Origin of the sequence: Ferrovibrio sp. MS7 (genome assembly GCF_038404985.1) — a bacterium.
Classification (GTDB): Bacteria; Pseudomonadota; Alphaproteobacteria; order Ferrovibrionales; family Ferrovibrionaceae; genus Ferrovibrio; species Ferrovibrio plantarum.
In genome coordinates this window covers 214996-235091 of the sequence record NZ_JBBKBA010000002.1, presented here as the reverse complement: position 1 = coordinate 235091, position 20096 = coordinate 214996, and the positions used below count along the sequence as shown (strand labels likewise).

Genomic DNA, 20096 nt, shown 5'->3' with positions numbered 1-20096 from the left:
GCAGGAGTACACAATGAAAGCCGATCTGGTTCTTACCGGCGCCGATGTAGCGACCCCCGGCGGTGTGGTGCGTGCCGATATCGCCATCAAGAATGGCCGTATCGTCTGCCTCACCTCGGGTGAACTCACCCCGGCAGCCGATGAAGTGATCGATCTCAGCGGCAAGACCATTCTGCCTGGCGGCGTCGATACCCATACCCATCTGCGCGAGCCCGGCTTCACCCACAAGGAAGATATCGTCACCGGCACCCAGGCCGCGGCGGCCGGCGGCTACACCATGGTTTCCGGCATGCCGAATGTTGATCCGGTTACCACCACGGTGGAACGCTACCTCGATGCTATCGAACGCTACAAGCAAAGCTCCCTGGTCGATTTCAACCATAATCCGTCGCCGACCCGGCTTGAGGAAGTGGGGCCGCTGGCTGAGGCCGGCGCCATGGGCTTCAAGGTTTTCATGATCACCGACAAGGGCGCGGTCTATCCGCATATGCCCGAACTCGGCGTGCATCATCAGGGCCGGCTGTTCGAAATCGCCGAGGCGGTGAAGAAGACGGGCCGCCCGATGATGGTGCATCCGAATAACCAGGAGCTGATCGACACGCTGTCTGATCGCGCCATCAAGGCAGGTGATACCAGTTATCAGACCGTGGCGCGGCTTTCTGCTTCCTATGATGGCATCGTGTTCGATTCCGCCATCAGCTATCTCTGCCGCTTGCAGGAAGTGTTGGGCTTCCACCTGCATATCCTGCATCTGCGTTCGCCGCGTTCGCTGGATGTTATCCGCCAGGCCAAGCGCAAGAAGCAGAAGGTGACGGTGGAGACCAATCCGCACATGATGTTCCTGTGCAATGACTGGAACGAGATCGAGCGGCTAGGCCCCTATGCCCTCAATCTTTGGAACGGCCCGGATACCACCGATCTGCTTTGGGAATGCCTGCGCGATGGCGTCATCGACGTGATCGGCTCCGACCACGCGCCGCATCTGCGCGAGGAAAAGGAAATCGGCTGGACCAACATGTTCGTTGCCGCCAACGGCACGCCGAAGATCCAGGAAACCCTGCCGCTGTTTCTCGATCAGGTGAATGCCGGTCGAATCTCGATGAGCCGGCTGGTGGAAATATTCTCCAGCGCGCCGGCAAAGATTTTCGGCCTCTATCCGCGCAAGGGCGCAATCCAGGTTGGTTCTGATGCCGATCTGGTGGTGGTAGACACTCAGCGCAAGCAGGTGCTGCGCAACGAGGACATGCTCAGCAAGTGTGGCTGGAGTTCCTGGGATGGCCGCGAAGTGACCGGTGCTGTGGATCACACCCTGGTGCGCGGACAGTTCGTTTATCGCGATGGCAAGATCGTCGGCAAGCCGGGCTATGGCCGCCATACCAAGCCGCTGCGTGGCGAGGAAGCTGACCGTCTGATGGATATGTACGCCGCCGCCCGGGTTTGAAGATGCGCAAGATTGTCATGTATCGGACCGGCGGTCCGGATGTGCTGGAAATGGCCGAGGCGCCGGAACCGCAGCCGGGTCCTGGCGAAGTCGTGGTACAGGCCGAGGCCATTGGTGTCGGCTGGCCGGATATCCTGATCCGGCGTGGGTCCTACAAATGGATGCCGCCGTTGCCGACCAGCCCCGGCAGCGATCTCGCCGGCCGCGTCGTTGCGCTCGGTTCCGGCGTCGATGCCGCGATGCTGGGCCGTTCAGTATTGCTCACGGCTCGTGAATTGAAGGTGCGCGGCGGCTGTTATGCTGAACAGGTGGCTGTGCCGGCCGAAGCGCTGTTTCTGCTGCCCGAAGGCGTCGATCTCGATGCCGCCGTCTGTCTGCCGAATTACCAGGTGGCGTGGAATCTGCTGCATGTGGCGCCGCGCGGCCAGGCGGTGCGCAGCCTGTTTATCAATGGCGTCGCTGGCGGTGTTGGCAGCGCCCTGGCGCAGCTTGCCAAGGCGGCCGGCATCACCGTGTTTGGCAGCGTCAGTTCGTCGGAGAAGGCGGCTTTCGCAAAAAGCCTCGGCGTCGACCATGTGATTGATTACCGGCGCGAGGATGTGCCGGCGCGGGTACTGGCGCTGACGGCGGGCGAGGGCGTGGATCTGGCTGTCGATCATGTTGGCGGTGCGGGTTTCACACAGTTGCTCGGCTTGCTCGGCAATTGGGGCCTGCTGGTCTCCTACAATGCCAGCGGTGGCATGCCGCCGGAAAACCTGCTGCAGGCGTTGCGTAACCATGGCACGAAATGCCTCGCCATCCGCATTTTTGAGATGCATCTCTATGACCATGACCGCGAAGGCCGCCGCCATATCATGCAGCAGGTGATCGACGCGCTTGCCGCTGGCCGCATCGCGCCTGTAGTGGCGGCGCGGCTGCCTTTTGCCGCCGCCGCTGAGGCGCATGCGATGGTGGAAGAGGGCAATGCCTGCGGCAAGGTATTGCTGAAGCCGGGGCTGGACCGCCTGTGGGCCGCGGCATGAGTGATGGCGGCCGTATCCCGGTATCAGTGATCACCGGCTTTCTCGGTAGCGGCAAGACTACCTTGCTCGGCCGGTTGCTGCCGAAGCCGGAACTGGCTGATACGGCGGTGATCATCAACGAGTTCGGCGAGATCGGCCTCGACCATGAACTGGTCGAACGTTCCGACGATCATATGGTATTGCTGAGCAGCGGCTGCCTGTGCTGCACGATCCATAACACGCTGGTCGAAACTCTACGCCTGCTGCACGACAAGCGCGAGCGTGGCGAGATTCCGCGTTTCCGCCGCGTATTGGTCGAAACCACGGGGCTTGCCGATCCGGCGCCGATCATTCACACGCTGATGGATGATTCCTTCGTGCGGCATCATTTCCGTTTTGACACGATCATCACAACGGTGGATGCCCTGCATGGGGATGGACAACTGGACGAGCATCCGGAATCGCTGAAGCAGGCGGCGGTGGCAGACAGCTTGGTGCTGACCAAGACCGATATTGCAGCGCCCGAAGCAGTGGCGGCCCTCCGCGAGCGGCTGATCCGGCTCAATCCTGGCGCCGCGCTGCATGTGGCGCAGCAGGGCGAGATCGATGCCAATCTGCTGTTTGGCGCCGGCCTCTATGATCCCAGCGGCAAGAGCGAGCAGGTGATCCGTTGGCTGAATGCGGAAGCCTATGGCCATGATCACCATCACGGTCATGCTCACCATGATCGGGGCCATCAACACGGCGGCGACGTGAACCGGCATGATGCCCGCATCGTGGCGCATTGCCTGACTTTCGATGCGCCGCTGAACTGGCGCTATTTCAGCCCCAACCTGGCTTCTCTGGTCAGCCGCCATGCGGAAAAGCTGCTCCGGGTGAAGGGTATTCTCAATGTCGATGGCGAGGCGCGGCCGGTGGTGGTGCATGGCGTGCAGCACCAGTTTCACCGTTTGCTGCTGGATGCTTGGCCGTCGGCGGATCGGCGTTCGCGACTGGTGGTGATTGCGCGAGACCTCGACGGGTCGTTGCTGCGCAACTGGCTCAAGCCCGATGACCTGGCGGATATTTCCGGCTAGGCGAAGCCAATAGGAAAGTAAGAATTTGCCCCACTCCATTCGCAGAGTATTGGGGCGAGCATTACTCAATCATAAACTATGTGGTGTATTGCCGTAGAAATACTACTAAAGAGGGAACGGCAGGCTTTTCGGCGAGCTGCCCCCGTCAACTTTTGACACAATCTACCGTCGTATATTTACTTTCGGGTGTGAAAAAAACTGTTGATATTTTTCCGCGTGTGCGGCGGTGCAATATACCTGTTGGTCACCCACTTTGTGACAAAAAATGTAATATCTACATTGGGTTATATACTTGATCCAGACATGTGGTTTTAACTTGTCGGAACCCGGTGCCTGTGCCAAAGAGACATGCAGAGATTGTACTATCAGGGGAAGGTCTGTGTCTGCGTCGCAGTCTCACGCTGCTCTCCGGGTGTCTAACCAGCCGGCAAGCGCGGATGACTCATTCGACGACGGAGCACGGGCATTGAAGAAGGTGAGCGAAGTGCGGCCTTATCTGCGTGGCTCTGCGGGGCGGGGAAGCAGCATTGTTGCTGTGTGTTGGACACTGGCTTTGACTGGCGGCTTGCTGCTTGCGCTGCCGATCACATCGGCCATAGCGCAAGCGCCTTCGCAGCTGCCTTCCGGCGCCGTGCCGGGCCGCGAATTGCCGCAGCCGCTGATGGTGGCGCCGCCGGGCCCAGGTGGCAGCATTGTCGTGCCGCGCGCTTCCGCTGCCGAAGCGCCGGCTGGTGCCGAGCAGGTTTCCTTCACGCTCACCGCCGTCGATATCCAGGGTGCCACGGCTTTTTCCGCTGCTGAATTGCAGACGAGCTATGCCGCATTGCTCGGCAAGCAGATCTCGGTGGCTGATGCCTTCAAGATCGCCAATGAAATTGAGCTGAAATACCGTGGTGCTGGTTATGTCACCAGTCGTGTACTGGTGCCTGAGCAGGCCATCGAGGGCGGACGTTTCCGCATTGCCGTGGTGGAAGGCTTCATTTCCAGCATTGTGGTGCAGGGCGATATCGGTCCGGCCAAGGCCGCGATCGAGCGGTTGCTTGCGCCGCTGGTCAATGTCACGCCGGTGAATGTCGCGGAGATCGAGCGCCGCTTGCTGCTGGCGAATGACCTTGCCGGCCTGACCGTCCGTGGCAACCTCGAACCGGCTGCGAATACGCCTGGTGCCTCGGTCATGGTGGTGAAATCTGAGCGCAAGGATTATGACGCTTCGCTGACCCTTGATAACCGCAACTCGCCCTATCTCGGCGGCGCGGAATGGCTCGGCTCGGCAAGCTGGAATTCCTTTGGCAGCAACGCCGATCAGCTCAGCCTGCGGCTCAAGCAATCGTCCCCCTGGGGCCGTTCCTGGTCAGTGGGTGGCGGCTATAGCGGGCTGTTCAGTGACGATGGCCTCACCGCCAGCTTCAATTCCAGCTTCGCCCGTTCCTATCCGGCCAAGGAGCTGAAGCGCCTGGAAATCCAGAGCGACGTGCTGACCAATGCTGCCTCGGTCACCTATCCGTTGATCCGCTCGCGCATGGAAAACCTGCGCCTTACCGGTGAATTCGAATACCGCATGGTGGATACGGACCTCTCGCAGGCGCCCTACAATCGCGACCGCCTGAGCATCCTGCGTGCCGGCATCAGCTATGACCGTACCGACAGCTTCGATGGCATCAGCGCTATCCGCGCCACCATGCATCGCGGCCTCGATATCCTGAACGCCACAGATGCCGGCGATCCGCTGGCCTCGCGCAGCGATGGCCATAGCAGCTACACCAAATGGAGCCTCGACCTGACCCGCGTGCAGCAGCTGCCCGCCAGCTTCAGCCTGCTCGGCACTGCCACCGGGCAGTATACCCGCACGCCTCTGCTGGCCAGTGAGGAAATCGCGCTAGGTGGCCCGAGCTTCGGCCGTGGCTTCGATACTGGCGAAGTTTCCGGCGACAATGGCTGGGCGGTTTCGCTCGAATTGCGCTATACGCCGGAATGGCTGCAGGCAGCCTTCCCTGATGGCATGCAGCTCTACACGTTCATTGACCGCGGCCAGGTCTGGAATATCGGCAGCGTTACGCCGACCAATGACCGCATCAACGTCACCACCGCTGGCGGCGGTTTCCGCGTCAATATCACGAAGAATCTGTTTGCATCGCTGGAGCTGGCTCGTGGCCTCAGCAGGCCGCAGGCGACCATTTCGGATAAGCCGAAGGTCTTCTTCAGCATCAATACCCATTTCTGAGGGCGGTAGTATGGATCGCGCGCGCTACTTCACTTCGCCCTGCTCTGGCCACAGCCTTAAGTTCCGTCTGCTGGCATCGGTTACCAGTTTCCTACCACAGCCGCAGCAGCGAGCGGGAATTGCCGGCGGCAGCCGCAATGCCCGGCGCAAGAGCGCTGCGCTTACCGCCGCTGCCGGTGCTTATGCACTGTCCTCACTTATCACCGGTGCGCAGGCCCAGACCCTGCCGCAGGGCGGCAATGTCGTTGCGGGCTCGGCCAGCATCAACCAGGCGACGCCGAATTCGCTCAACATCGTCCAGTCCACCAATTCGGCGATCATTAATTGGCAGTCCTTCAACATTGGCGCCGGCCAGAGCGTCAATTTCCAGCAGCCGAGTGCCAGCTCCATCACGCTGAACCGCGTGCTGGGCAACGACCCTTCCGCCATTTTCGGCACGCTCACTGCCAATGGCACAGTGATGCTGGTGAATCCGAATGGCGTGTTCTTCGGCCCCGGCTCGCGCGTCGACGTAGGCGGCCTTGTCGCCACCACGGCGAATATCAAGGATGCCGATTTCATGGCCGGCAAGTACCTGTTCGGTACGCCGGGTAATGCCAATGCCCAGGTGGTGAACCAGGGCGATATCAGCATCAAGGATACCGGTCTGGCTGCCCTCGTGGCGCCGCAGGTGCATAATTCCGGTGTGATCCGTGCACGGCTCGGCAAGGTGACGCTCGGCGCTGCCCAGAGCTTCACGCTCGATTTCTATGGCGACGGCCTGCTTTCCTTCGGCATCGGGGCTGAAGCCTCAAACGCCCTGGTGGTGAATAGCGGCCAGATCGCCGCCGATGGCGGTGTGGTGGAGCTTTCCGCCCGCGCCGTGAAGGGCGTGATCGACAATGTGATCAACACGTCCGGCGTGGTGCAGGCCAAGAGTGTTGGCGTACAGAACGGCAAGATTGTTCTCTCTGGCGGCTCCTCCGGCAAGGTGGAGATTTCCGGCAGTGTCGATGCCTCCGGCAGCAATGCCGCTGAAACCGGCGGCAAGGTGATTGCCACTGGTGCCGATATCGTGGTGGGCAAGGGTGCCAGCATCAATGTTTCCGGCCAGGCCGGCGGCGGCCAGATCGCGCTGGGCAGCGATGGCAGTGGCGAACGCGGCCGCGCTGATGGCGTGTGGTCGGATACCGTCACCGTGGCGGGTGGCGCACAGCTCAAGGCCGATGCCATGGATAGTGGCAATGGCGGCCTGGTCACGGTGCTGTCGAATGACCGCACCGTGTTTGCCGGCAGTATTTCGGCGCGCGGCGGTGCCCAGGGCGGCGATGGCGGCTTTGCCGAAATTTCCAGCCATAAGGACATCCATCTCACCGGCTCAGCCGACATGCGTGCGCCGCAGGGCAAGACTGGCACGCTGCTGATCGATCCGACCACGCTCAAGATCGTCAGCGGTTCGGGCGGCACCCAGGATACCGCGGGCAACGATGGCACCATTTCCGCTGGCGACAGCGACAGCGGCGCCAACACAATCTCTCAGTCGTTGCTGGAAAGCCTCACCACCAATATCGTGCTGGAAGCCAGCGGCCTGATCACCGTCGATACGATGACCAACGGCAAGCTGAGCGTGCTGCAGGGCATCACTCTGCGCTCCACCACCAGCGGCGGCATAACGTTCACCGATTCCGCCACCGAAATCTACAGCGCATCTGGCGCCATCAAGCTGGAGGCCAATGGTCCCGGCAGCAACATCACCAATGTAGGCAAGCTGACCACCAATGGCGGCGACATCACTCTGCTGTCGACGGGCTCTATCTCGCTTGCCAATGAAATCCTTACCGCTGGCGGTACGCTGACGCTGCAGGCCTCCAATGGCAACATCACGACCGCCAATTCTTCTCGGCTGAGGGCGGATACCGTTAATCTGATTGCCAGCGGCAGCATCGGCAGCGCCAGCCAGTCGGTGGCGCTGAATACTGGCACGCTGAGCCTCAAGCTGGGCGGTAGCTTCTACATTAATAATATCATCGGCTTGGATGCACTTAACGTCAACGCCACGCATGCTTCGGCCAGCGCCACGAACGCCTACGTGCTGACGGCAGGTAGCCAGACTTACACCATCACCGATTCCACTAGCGAAACTGCCATCGCTGTCACCAATGGCATGAATCTTGGCTGGATCAGCGATCGCACGATCAAGAGCAATGGCCTCAACATCGCCGGCACCTTAAAGCTGACATCGACTGGTGGCGATATCCTGCAGGGCAGCGGTTCTATCAGTGCCACGTCCTATGAGCTCACTGCGAAGGGCAGCACCGGCAGCAACGGCGCGATTGGCAGTAGCGGCAGCAAGCTCAGCCTCCAGGCCAGTGGGGCAGGCAATGTTTCTGCGATTGCCGGCAGTGGCGGTATATATCTTGCCGATCAAGCCAACTCCGGACTGGCGCTGAATAACATTATTGCCAGTGGTAGTAGCAGTATCTCGTCAGGCGGTACGCTGACGGTCGGCAATGTGGCGCTGGGCAGCAATGCGCTGACTCTCGCTTCGACGGGTGGCAGCATTCTCAACGATTCCAATGCTGCTACCACTATCACGGCCGGTTCGCTTGCGTTGCAAGCCGGCGGCAGCATAGGCACGAACGGTACCGCACTCACCACTTCGGCCAGCTCGATTTCTGCGAGTGGCGGAACAGGTGGCATCTATATCACCACCTCCGGCTTTGCCTCTTTCTCCAGCGTTTCGTCCACGTCTGGCGTGATCGCCCTGAATGTTGGCGGCAACGCCACCATTTCGTCGCTGACCAACGACAGCACCAGTGCTGTTACCGTCACCGCGTCTGACGGCATCTCGATTGGCACGCTGAATGCCGGCAATGGCGATGTCACGCTCAATTCCGTCAACTCGATCACCAGCAGTGGTGGAAGCGGTATTACCGCGAACAAGCTGGTGATGACGGGCTCCGGCAGCGGCGGTGCGATCAATGTAACTACAGCGGCCAAGGACATCACTGCCTCGATCTCTTCCGGTATCACCATCAATAATACCGGCAATGTGACTTTGACCGAGATCATCAGCCAGACCGGCAGCATCTCGGTTACCGGCAGCGGCGATATCACGGTCTCCAAGCTGACGACTAAAGGCTCGTCCACTGCCGTGACGCTTAACGCGACCAGCGGCAATATCATCGGCGCTACGGGCAACAAGATCGTCGGCGATGGTCTTTCTATACGATCGAAGGATGTTGGTAGCTCCAGTACCCATATCAACACCTCGGTGGGCACGCTTAGTGTCGAGAATACCGGCAGTTTCTATGTTGATAATACCAACGCGCTGCTGAAATCCCTGGTGATCAAGAATAGCCATAACGGCTCGACACCGAACACCCTGCATTTGACCTCGCCGGGAATGGCGTTCACCGTCACCGACGACGGCAGCAAGACCACGCTCTCGGAAATCAACAGCGCCTTCCTGACCAATCTGATCTTCACCAGCGACAAGACCCTGGTGGTTGGGCAGCTTGATCTGGAGAATGCCTCTTCGGTCGCACTGACCAGCGCCGCTTCTATCATCGACGACGCCAACAAGAATACCCGGATCACCGGCCAGAAGATCACGCTTACGGCTGGTGAAAATGTCGGCGAGAGCGGCAATGCCATCGGCATCAACACCACTTCCTTCGTGGTGACCACCGCCGGCAACCTGTTGATCGATAATATCAATCATTTCGAAGAAATCGGCATCACCAGCACGCATAAGGACAGCGGTGCCAACTACACCTACGCGATCACTGGGCGGCATCTTGATATCGCCCTGACGGATTCCGCGAATGGCTACACCTTCACGCGTCTGATCGACAGCGGTTACGGCGCCGATGGCGCGCTCAAGACCTTCACCTTCTCCGGCGACCGCAGCATTACGCTTGGCAAAATCAATGTCGGTGCGCAGCAGGTTGAGTACACGTCGGATTTCGAGCCCATCACCACGAATTCATCCGTCTCCTTCACCTCCACTGGGGCGATCAAGGATGATGGCAGCGACAGCACGGCAGTACAGGCCGGCTATATCCGGCTGAAGGGCAGCAGCATCGGCGCTTCCGATGCGAATATGGATATCGATATCGTGGCCAAGGGCATCTCTGCCCAGGCTACGGCCGGTGACCTTTATATCACCGCGCACCGCACCGTTAACAACGATGGCCTTGATACGCCGTTGCTGGTTGGCTCCGGCGGCACGATGACCAATGGCTTCAGCGCCACCGGCAATGTGTCGCTCAAGCTACTGGTTGGTGATATCCAGATCAGCAGTAATATCCAATCCGGCGGTACGACAAGCCTGCAGGCCGATGTCGGATCGATTCTTGGCAGCAGTTCAATTTCGTCGAGCGGCAAGCTGACGCTGAAGGCCAGCGAGTCGATTGGCACCGCAACCGCCAGCGTCAACTTCTCTGCCAGCGAAATCGATGCCATAGCCACCAATGGCGTGGTCGCTCTCTACACCTCAAGCAGCAACACCAAGTTCAACGAAGTGACTTCCGGCGGCGCCATCAAGCTCACCGGCAGTTCTGGTAATTTTATACTCGGCAAGATTATCGCCAATACCGGCGCCAGCAGCATAACGGTTTCTGGCGCTTCCACGATCAATGATGACGGCAATGATGCCACAGTCATCCAGGGCAGTGAAATCAGCCTGTCGGCTCAGAGCGGCCTTGGCAACACGAACCAGTTGAAGCTGAACACCACAAAGCTCACTACTTCTTCCTCTGGCGCGGTGAATATTGCCTCTTCGCAGGCTCTCACCGATCTTAGCGTGACGCGGACCAGTAGCTCGGGCGGCGTTTCGATCACCGGCACGGGCCAGACCTTTACCCTGGCCGAAACGGGCAGCGCCTACACCATCAGCACGCTTACTAGTGCCAGCAATCTGAACTTCGCCTTGGGCGCTCAGGGCAGCAATGTCGTGAATGTCAGCGCTGCCAATGTAGGCACTGGCAAATTCACCCTGTCGAGCGGTGGCGGTATTGCCTATGTCGGTTCAGGCAGCGACAAGATCGTCGCTGGTGAGGTCAGTCTGACAGCCGGCAGTACCAGTTCCATCGGCGCATTCAACGCCGCCATTCAGACCAGCACTGGCAAGATGAGCTTGAGCGCTGGTCGCGACATTTATGTCAACAGTTCTGCGGCACTGACTCACGTCTACGTCACCAGCACTAACAGCACGACGGCTAGCGGCACGGCGAGCAAGTTCGGCATCACCGGTGCATCGGGCGCTGCCGTTTCCATCACCGACAGTGGCACCACCCAGACTGTTGATGTTACGGGCAACATCACCGACTTCAGCCTGATCAATCAGAAGAACATCAGTGTTTCGGAAATCGTTGCCACTGGCGCGGTGGTATTGACCACGGCGAGCGGCGGCGCGAATTCCAACATCACCATGGTGGGCGGCGGTGCCATCACCGGTTCGAGCGTTACCCTCTCGGCCAATGGCACCGGTACCGGCAATGGCTCCATCGGCAACAGCACCCGGGCCGTGAAGACCAGCGCGGCGACGCTGAACCTCACCAGCAATGGCAATATCTATATCGATAATAGCAGCACTGCTGTCACTAAGCTGCATGTTGCCAGCACGCACAAGACCGCTGCCACATCCGACGTCAATACCTACAGCTTCAGCAATCTCGGCACCGGTCGTACTTTCACGGTCGCAGATGCCTCTGGCGTCCAGACCCTGGAGATGCAGTCCAGTGGCGCCATGGATTTCAGCTATAGCGTCGATCGTGCGATTCTCACCCGCACCATAACCACAGGTAATATAAACAGTGGCAAGGTCAGCCTTACTTCAACTGGCGGCGCTACTGGCGTAGCCGGCACTATCAATCGGGATAATGGTGGAATTACATCTGCTGAAATAATTCTTTCTGCAAATACGACTGGTTCCAATATTGGCGGTTCCAGTCAATTGCGCATGCTGACATCGAAACTGACGTTGATTTCCGGCGGTAGTATTGATGTCAGTAATACCACCGCCACACTGACTAATCTTTCCCTGGATGTCAGCTTTAGGGCTACCGGCACGCCAAGCAGCGGTACCTATACGTATAACATTGTGTCCGACGGCCTGACTGCAACGCTGGAAGATGTGATCGTCAGCAGCAGCGTCTCCGCTTTCAAGCTGACCAATGTTTCGCAAACCGGTCTGAACCTGAATGTCAATTCAAGCAGGACAATCCAGGTCACCTCGGTCAATGTTGGCAGCGGCACGGTAAAGCTGAATGCCAATAATGGATCTTCTTCGATAAACGCCACCACGACGGGCAGCAGCGTCATTACTGCCGGCCGGCTTGAATTGACGGCGAATTCGATTGGCAACACGAATACCGGCTATTCGACTTTTTATGGCACAGTCGGCACGCTCAAGGCAGTGGCGTCCAGCATCAATTTCCAGAACCAAGGCAATCTGGCGGTAGACGGTATTTCCGGCAGTGGCTCCACGCCCAGCGATTCCATTTCGCTGAAGGTGAATAGTGGTTCGCTGACCCAGGCGAGCAGCTCCACAGAGCGGCTATCGGCAAATGTTGTGAACCTCAATGTCGCCAATGGCAGCATTGGCACCAACACATCCTCGGTGTTGATCAATGCTGGGCAGTTGAGCCTGACCAGCGGCCTGAATGTTTATCTCGACAACAGCGCCGACCTGTCCTCACTGAATTGGACGCTGGGCCATAGCTCCACCACCAATAATTACGGCTTTACCGGCAAGAATCTGTCGGCGACTATTGGCACCAGTACGGCCTCCGGCACCACCACTTTCACCCAGTTCCTTGATACGTCTGGCCTCGATTTCACGCTTTCGGTGGATACCAACCTGGCGTTGGGCACGATCACCGCGCAGTCGGGCCGAGCGTTGAGCCTCACTACCACGGGCACCACCAAGAACATCACCACCACCAATACGTCCCTGGCGTTGACGGCGGATAAGATTTCGCTCACTGCCACGGGCAGCGTCGGGGCTTCGGGTACTGCGATCCAGACTGTAGCGCGCGATCTCGTCGTCAATACTGCTGCAAATGTGCACCTCAACAACGGCACACTTGACCTGCAGACCCTGTCGATCACCAGCAGCCAGGCCACGGGCGGCTCAGCGCCGACTTTCGGCGTGACTGGCGAGAACCTGACTTTCTCGATTGCCGAGACGTCCGGTACCGCCGCCGTGGCGGTGAGCGATACCACTGGCCTTGACTTCACCTTCGCCACTGTGCGGCCGCAGAAGCTGGGGGTGATCAACCTCACCAGCACCGGCAAGGCGACTCTGAGCAGCACAAACAGCATCCTGGGCAGTACATCGAACACCGACCGGCTTACTGCCGGCAATGTGACGCTCAAGGGGGCGGCGCTGGGTTCCAGCACCGACAAGCTTTATATCGATGCGCCGATCCAAACGCTGACCACGGATGGCAATATCTATATCGATTCTGGTGTACATGTTGAAAAGCTGAAGCTGACAAATTCCAGCACCAACAGCACTGCGAACCGCACCTTCTCGATCTCGGGTCTCAAGCTCGATGGCAGCAGTGGCATGTCGGTGCAGGCTACGCATACAAATGCTGGCGGCACGGTGTTCACCACTATCAGCGACACCAGTGGTCTGGATTTCGAACTGGTCAATGATCGCATCATTGAGATCGGCACGATCAATCTCGGCAAAGCCAATCGACTTAGTTTAACCTCTGCTCCGGGTATCAGGGAGACGGACGGTACCTCAAGCATCCTTGCTGGCGATGTGGCGCTTGTCTCAGCTTCTGGTGCTATTGGTCAGACTTCCGGCACCGGTGGCGGCCTGATTGACGTCACTGCTTCCAATTTGTCGGTTACCGCCAATAACGGCGCCTATGTCGATATGAAGCAGCGGACCGTTCTGACCACCACGGTCGGCGGTACCAGTCAGTACAAGGTCAGCGATGGTGATCTGGTAATTGGTAGCGGGAATTTGTCGCTGAATGGCGCAACCACTACTTTGGAAGCAGCCAATGGCTCTATCCTCAATGGCGGTGGCAGCATCTATGGCGCTGGCACGCTGACCCTCACTGCTTCGGGTTCAATTGGCGAGCAGAACAAGGTTTTGTCGCTCCAGGCCAACAGTGGCGGCACCACAACCTTGAGCGCCACCGCCAATGGCGGCGGTATCTATATCACCGAAAGCTATGGCCTCACCGTGTCGTCGATGACTGCGGCCGGGGATATCGTGCTGCAGAGCGGCTCTTCGGGCAGCTCGAGGAATATGACGATTGCCGGCGCGATCACGGCTAACGGAAAGTCGGTGAGCCTTACGGCAATCAATGGCGCCATCAAGTCGACCACCAGCAGCAGCATCGACGCTGCCGCGCTGACCCTGATCAGCAGGGATGGATCGATTGGTGAATCGACCAGCAGCACCACCAAGGTCAAGACCACCGCGACCAAGCTGACCCTGAACAGCAGCAAGGATATCTACGTCACGTCGACTGGGGATCTTACCGATCTTTCGATCGACCGTGCACCGAGCACCGGCACGTCCAACAGCAACGGCGCTCTCACCATCGAGGCCAGCAATCTGACCTGGTCTGCTGCCGACAACGGCACCGCCACGACCTTTACCAATGTGACGGATACCACCGGCCTGAATTTCACCTATCTGTCGCGCGGAAATATTATTGTCGATAAGATCAGCGTCGGCAGTGGCGATGTCACGTTGCAGGCGCGGCAGGGTGTCAGCACAACCGCTGCCACCATCACCGGCACTGGCACTAACAAGATTACCGCTGGCAACCTGAAGCTCTCAACCAATTCCGTGACCAATGCCGATATCGGCTCGTCTGGCACGGCACTGGGCCTGAATGTCTCTAGCCTCAACGCCACCGGAACCAATGTCTATGTCAAGAATGATGGTGCGCTGAGCGCAACGCTCAGCAGTTCAGGCGATCTGAGCGTTACGGCCAATACCGGCGATCTGACCATCAACTCGTTGTCCTATGGTTCCACCAAGGCGCTGACGCTGAAGGCCACCGCTGGCGCCATCAATTATGGCGGCTTACTGACGCTCAGCAGCGGAAGTATTACGCTCGAATCCGCCACCGGTATCGGTTCGGCTTTCGATGCTATGGATATTTCCGTTTCCGGTGCCGGCACGCTGAGCACCACCACAACCGGATCTGGCGGTACCTACCTCAATATCTCAGGCAATCTCTCCGGCGGCCTCACGGCCACTTCCGCTAACGGCCCGATCAATGTCACTGGCAGCGGCAGCCTGAAGCTGACCAGCGCCACCGTAACCGGCGATGCCATCGGCAACGATATCACGGTGAAGGCTGGCACCACCCTGTCTGTCGGCGAAGTCACCGCTGGTGCGAATTATGGCGCCGCAAATCTTATTGCCGGCACCACGATCACCCAACTAACGGGCAGCACGTCGATTGCCGCTAGCAAGATCGGCATCACCGCCGGCTCGGGCATCGGTTCCTCGGGCACACCGTTCGCCGTAGCCGGCAAGTCGGTGTCGCTGTCGGCCAACAACAACGCGATTTATGCCCAGGTGACGGGTGCTACGACTCTGGCCTCGGTGGCCGCGGGTACTGGTGCCGTTACCATCACCACCGGCACCGGCCCGTTCACCTTGCTCGCCAGCAAGATTTCCGGCAGTGCCATCACCATGACGGGTGGCGCCAATACGCTGATTCTCGGCGATCTCAATGCCGGCACTGGCTCTGTCGCGATTACGGCCTCGACCAGCGGCGGCAAGATCCTGGACGATGGCCTCACAAATACCCGCATTGTCGGCGGTTCGGTCAGTCTGACAGGCGATGGCGGCGTCGGCACCAGCACCGCGCGGATGCAGACCACCACCGCATCGCTTACGGCTAATTCCAATACGTCAGGCCCGGGCATTTTCATAGACGACAACGGCACCAGCGAAATCACGCTTTCGGCGCGGGCACGCGGTGGCGATGCCGATATCACGACGGCGGCTGCCACCAAGGTCACTTTGCTCAAGGCGGATGTCGGCAGCGTCAAGCTGGTTGGCAGCAGCGGCGATATCACGCTCACCAGCGTTTCTGCCGATACCACATCGGGCGTGATCGAGATCAACTCGGCCGGCAAGATTCTTTCTACCGGCAGCAGCGATCACATCACCGGCCATACCCTGAAGCTGACTTCGGCCAGCGGTATCGGCACGCTCACCAATTTTGCCGCCGGCACCGGCAGCCCGGTGAAAATCAACGTTTCCAGCATCAACACGCTCTCCGCCACTGGCGCCAGCAGTGTGATCAACATTGCCAATACCGGCAATTTGTCGCTGAACGGTGGCATCCTCAGCCTGGGCAGTGGCGGCAGCGCCTATATCGCGGCCACCGGCAACCTGACCCTGACCCATGCGGTCGATACCTCGATCCCGAACCTGGCGCTGGTTTCGGGCGGCACGCTCACGCTGCCGAATGCGGCGATTTCGACCACCGGCGCGCTGGTGATCAGCGCTACCACCGATGTGGTGAAGAGTGGCGGCGCAGACCGCGAATTCACCCTCTCGGGCGACACGGTGAAGTTCAGCAGCGGTTCGGCCGGTGGCGACACCACACTCAAGACCACCACCGCCAGCCTGGATGCCAGCCTCACCGGTACCGGTGGCCTGATTGTCAGCAACACTGGTAACCTCGCCACCGGCAAGTTCTCCACCACCAACGGCGATATAAGCGTCACCAGCAGCACTGGCATAACTGCCAGCAACGTTAGCGTTGGCGGTACAAACAAGACGGCGACGATCAAGGCGACTACCGGTGATGTCACTGTTGAAACGCTGAATGCTGGCGGCACCGGTACGATCAAGTTGATCGCCGAGGCCGGATCGGTGTTGATGGGCACTTCGCCGTCGATGACCGGCAACACGCTGGATATCACCAGCTTCTCCAGCATCGGCAGCTCGGCCAATCCGTTCACCACCAGCTTTGCCAACTTCGCCGCCAAGGTCACTGGCGCCGGCGATATCCATCTTGGCTTCAGCGGCACTGGCACCACCGGCACGCTGATTACCAGCGATGGCGATATTTATGTCACTGCCAACGGCACTTTGACGGTGGATGGCAGCAAGATCACCGCCGGTAACAGTGGCAATTTGTCGCTGAAATCTACCGGCGCTGTGGCGCTGAACAATGGCTATACCAGCAATGGGACCAATACTGCCAAGTCTGGCGTGACCATCGAAGGCAATGGCATCACGCTTTCGACGATCAGCACCACGGGTGCCCAGAGCTATAAGGGCGATACCTTTACCCAGGGCAACCTTACCGCTAAATCGATTCAGATCACCGGGGGTCTGTATTCGGAAAACAAAGGCACTTTCGATACCAGTGCAGCAAACGGCGATATTCAGGTCACCGGGCAGTTCGATGGTCGTACCAATGACGCCACCTTCACCGCTGGCAGCGGCAAGGTCAGCTTCGGCAACACGGCTTTCAATCTCGGCATCCTGAGCATCACTGCTGGTACGATTAGTCTGGTTGGCGTTGAGACAGAAGGAGCGCAGAGCTACACCGGCGCCACCGAGATCACTGGCAGCTACACCTCGATCGGAGGGGCTATCGATTTCAAGGGTGCCACCAAGCTGATGGGAGATACCACCATCTTCACGAATGGCGGCGCGTTGACTTTCGACTCCACGCTCGATGGCGGCAACGCCCTAAGCATCGAAAGCGGCGCCGGCAACGTCAAGTTCGTGGGCGCGGTGGGCAACACCACCCGGCTTGGCAATCTGCAGATCAACTCCTCAGGTGCCACCAGCTTTGCAAGCACAGTCAAGGTGGCGTCGATCAACACCGATGAGGATGGTACGCTGGCGATCAATGGCGGCTCGGTGGATGCCACTGGCAGTCATACATACAACGAGATTGCTTTCCTGGGCGCCAACACCACGCTTACCGGCACCACCATTACTTTGGAAAAGGGTGTGCAGGGCGTCGCTAACCTGGCGATTGCCGGCAACCTGGCGCTGAACGACAAACTGAGTGTCGACTCAAACCTGGGCACCCTCACGGTCAGTGGCACAACGAGGCTGTACAACGGCACGATCAATACCACCGGCACCCAGACCTACACGGGCTTGGTCACGCTGAACCAGAATGCTACCTTCACCGGCACGACTGTCACGTTCCAGGGTGGTATTGCTGGCGGCAACAGGACGTTGAGTGTCGTCGGCAATGCCGTCTTCACCGGCGATATCGGCGCAGGTTCAGCGCCGAATAACTTCCAGGGCCAACAGGCACCGGCTCCCACCTCTGGCCCGCTGACATCGGTTTCGGTCAGCGGCACCACTGTGCTGGCTGGTGGCACCATCGTCACCTCCGGGAATCAGACTTATACCGGCGCGACCAATCTCACCGGCAACCATTCTCTGACCACCAACACTGGCAAGATCACCTTTGGCAGCACGGTGGATAGCACCAGCCACAGCAACTTGACGCTTAATCTTGGCGATGTCGCGCATACCTTCAGCCACGCCCTGGGTGCCAGCAATGCCCTGGGTACGCTGACGATCAATGCTGGCAGCAATGGCAGCATCAGCTTTGATAACACGGCAACGATCAAGACCACCGGCAATTTGACCTTCACCGGCGGTACCACGCTATTGCTGCCGGCCGATATCAATGCCGGCGGTGCGATCACCGTGGGTGTTCTCACCAGCACCACTGGCGAACCGCAGGCGATCAGCGGTATCACGCCGACGCTGGCCGCCGGCGAGGTCAAGATCAAAGCGGGTGGCAACATCGTGATGGCCGGCCTTTCGGGCAGTGAGACCGACCTGACGATCAGTTCCAGCGGTGGCTATATCAAGATCGGTAGCAAGGATACCGATCAGACCGGCCTGCAGCCGACCAAGAAGATCGTGGTCAAGACGCTGAAGTCCGACCAGGCCAGCAGCATCGACATGTACGGCACCGTGGCTGACCGTTCCGACGCCACGGCCGCTTACATCGTCGGACCGCTGAAGGGGCCGCCGTATTACATCAACGATATGCGCTGGGGTCCGATTGAAAATCAGGTCACCATCCCGCAGAGCGTGGTGCCGCCTCCGACCACCATCCCGACCTCGCCGCAGGCCGGTGCCCTGTTCACCCGCACAGTGGATGCTGGTGGTCTGAATCCGAACGCACTCTTGGCCTTCACCGCACCGACCGTGCTGAACGTCTCACCGGCCCCAACCTTCACGGTTACGCCTTCCGCACCGCAAGGTGGTGGTATCAATCCTGGCACCGTCACGCCGACTACCAGCGGTTCTCCGCTGGGCACCGGCGGCTCTTCGCAGAGTGGCGGCACAAATCCGGGTGCCATCGTACCATCTTCCAGCGGCAGCCCGGTGGGCAGCACTGGTGGCGCGACCGGCAGCGGCGGTGCCGGTACTGGTGGCGGCACGGGCGGCGGTACTGGCGGTGGCACCGGTGGTGCAACTGGCGGTAGCCAGCCTGGCCAGCCGAACTCCGAGCAGCAACAGCAGCAACAGCAGCAGCAGCAGCAGCAGCAGGGTGCAGCAGCGCAGTAAACTGCTATACTGCTGCCATGCCGCGTAAGTCGAAAAGAGGTTCCGCGTTGAACACCCCAGCAGCCACCGACAGTGCCGCCCCCGCGGCGGCGCTGCCGCTTTTCTATAAGCAGCCGAGCCCGCTTATTGCCGACCGTGATGCCGAGCTGACCATGGCAGGTACTGGCGATTACCGTTTTGCCAGTATCACCAATTCGTTGCCGCTGGTGGCGAGCGAATTGCCGCTGGCCTGTAAATTCTATCCGATCCTGTTCAGCGAGGGGGCGGCGCCGCAGATGGTCGCCTTGCTCGGCTTGCGCTCGGGCGAGAACCTATTCGTCGATGCCAACGGTCGCTGGAGCGAAGGCAGCTACATTCCGGCCTATGTGCGGCGCTATCCGTTCATCTTTCTGGAAAATGACGAGCGTACGGAATACACGCTGTGCATAGACCTGGCGGCCCCGGGTGTTGGTACTGGCATTGGCAACCGCCTGTTCGAGAATGGCGAGCCGACCGAATTCACTCGTGCGGCGCTGGATTTCTGCCGCGAGTACCAGGCGCATTTCCGTTTCACGGCGGAATTCACCACCGCGCTGCATGAAGCCAATCTGCTGGTCGATAACCGCGCCGATGTCACCCTGGCGGATGGCGAACGCCTCAGCCTCTCGGGCTTCCAGGTGATCGACGAAGCCCGCTTCAATGCCCTGCCGGATGAAACCTTCCTGCAGTGGCGCCAGCGCGGCTGGCTGCACCTAGTTTATTGCCATTTCATTTCCGTAGGCAATTGGGGCGCTCTGGTGGATCGCTCCGTGCCGAAGGCCGTCTAAGCCGGCTT

The 20096-nt window shown here is 59.5% G+C and carries 6 protein-coding genes; all 6 read left to right on the top strand.

Annotation, left to right across the window (positions count from 1 at the left end; genetic code table 11):
- Positions 1-13: 13 nt before the first annotated feature.
- The 6 genes from V6B08_RS14340 (at position 14) to V6B08_RS14315 (ending at position 20088) form a co-directional block, all read left to right on the top strand.
- Complete coding sequence (locus V6B08_RS14340) at positions 14-1441, top strand: dihydroorotase (protein ID WP_341982044.1); 1428 nt, start codon at positions 14-16, stop codon at positions 1439-1441.
- A 2-nt stretch (positions 1442-1443) separates the two neighbouring features.
- Positions 1444-2463: a zinc-binding dehydrogenase gene (locus tag V6B08_RS14335; RefSeq protein WP_341982040.1), complete on the top strand. Its 1020-nt coding sequence runs from the start codon at positions 1444-1446 to the stop codon at positions 2461-2463.
- Positions 2460-3518: a CobW family GTP-binding protein gene (locus tag V6B08_RS14330; protein WP_341982038.1), complete on the top strand. Its 1059-nt coding sequence runs from the start codon at positions 2460-2462 to the stop codon at positions 3516-3518. The genes V6B08_RS14335 and V6B08_RS14330 overlap by 4 nt, the downstream gene beginning before the upstream one ends.
- 565 nt (positions 3519-4083) lie before the next feature.
- A complete protein-coding gene (locus tag V6B08_RS14325; RefSeq protein WP_341982036.1) occupies positions 4084-5739 on the top strand; it encodes a ShlB/FhaC/HecB family hemolysin secretion/activation protein in 1656 nt (551 codons plus the stop codon).
- Positions 5740-5749: 10 nt separating this feature from the next.
- A complete protein-coding gene (locus tag V6B08_RS14320; protein ID WP_341982034.1) occupies positions 5750-19282 on the top strand; it encodes a filamentous hemagglutinin N-terminal domain-containing protein in 13533 nt (4510 codons plus the stop codon).
- Positions 19283-19329: 47 nt separating this feature from the next.
- Positions 19330-20088 (top strand): SapC family protein, encoded by a 759-nt coding sequence (locus tag V6B08_RS14315; protein WP_341982032.1) that lies wholly within the window; start codon positions 19330-19332, stop codon positions 20086-20088.
- Positions 20089-20096 lie beyond the last annotated feature (8 nt).

What these genes read in the sequence shown, in the direction of transcription:
- V6B08_RS14320 (WP_341982034.1), top strand. Translation starts at nt 5,750, where the DNA reads ATGGATCGCGCGCGCTACTTCACTTCGCCCTGCTCTGGCCACAGCCTT.
- V6B08_RS14330 (WP_341982038.1), top strand. Translation starts at nt 2,460, where the DNA reads ATGAGTGATGGCGGCCGTATCCCGGTATCAGTGATCACCGGCTTTCTC.
- V6B08_RS14340 (WP_341982044.1), top strand. Translation starts at nt 14, where the DNA reads ATGAAAGCCGATCTGGTTCTTACCGGCGCCGATGTAGCGACCCCCGGC.
- V6B08_RS14335 (WP_341982040.1), top strand. Translation starts at nt 1,444, where the DNA reads ATGCGCAAGATTGTCATGTATCGGACCGGCGGTCCGGATGTGCTGGAA.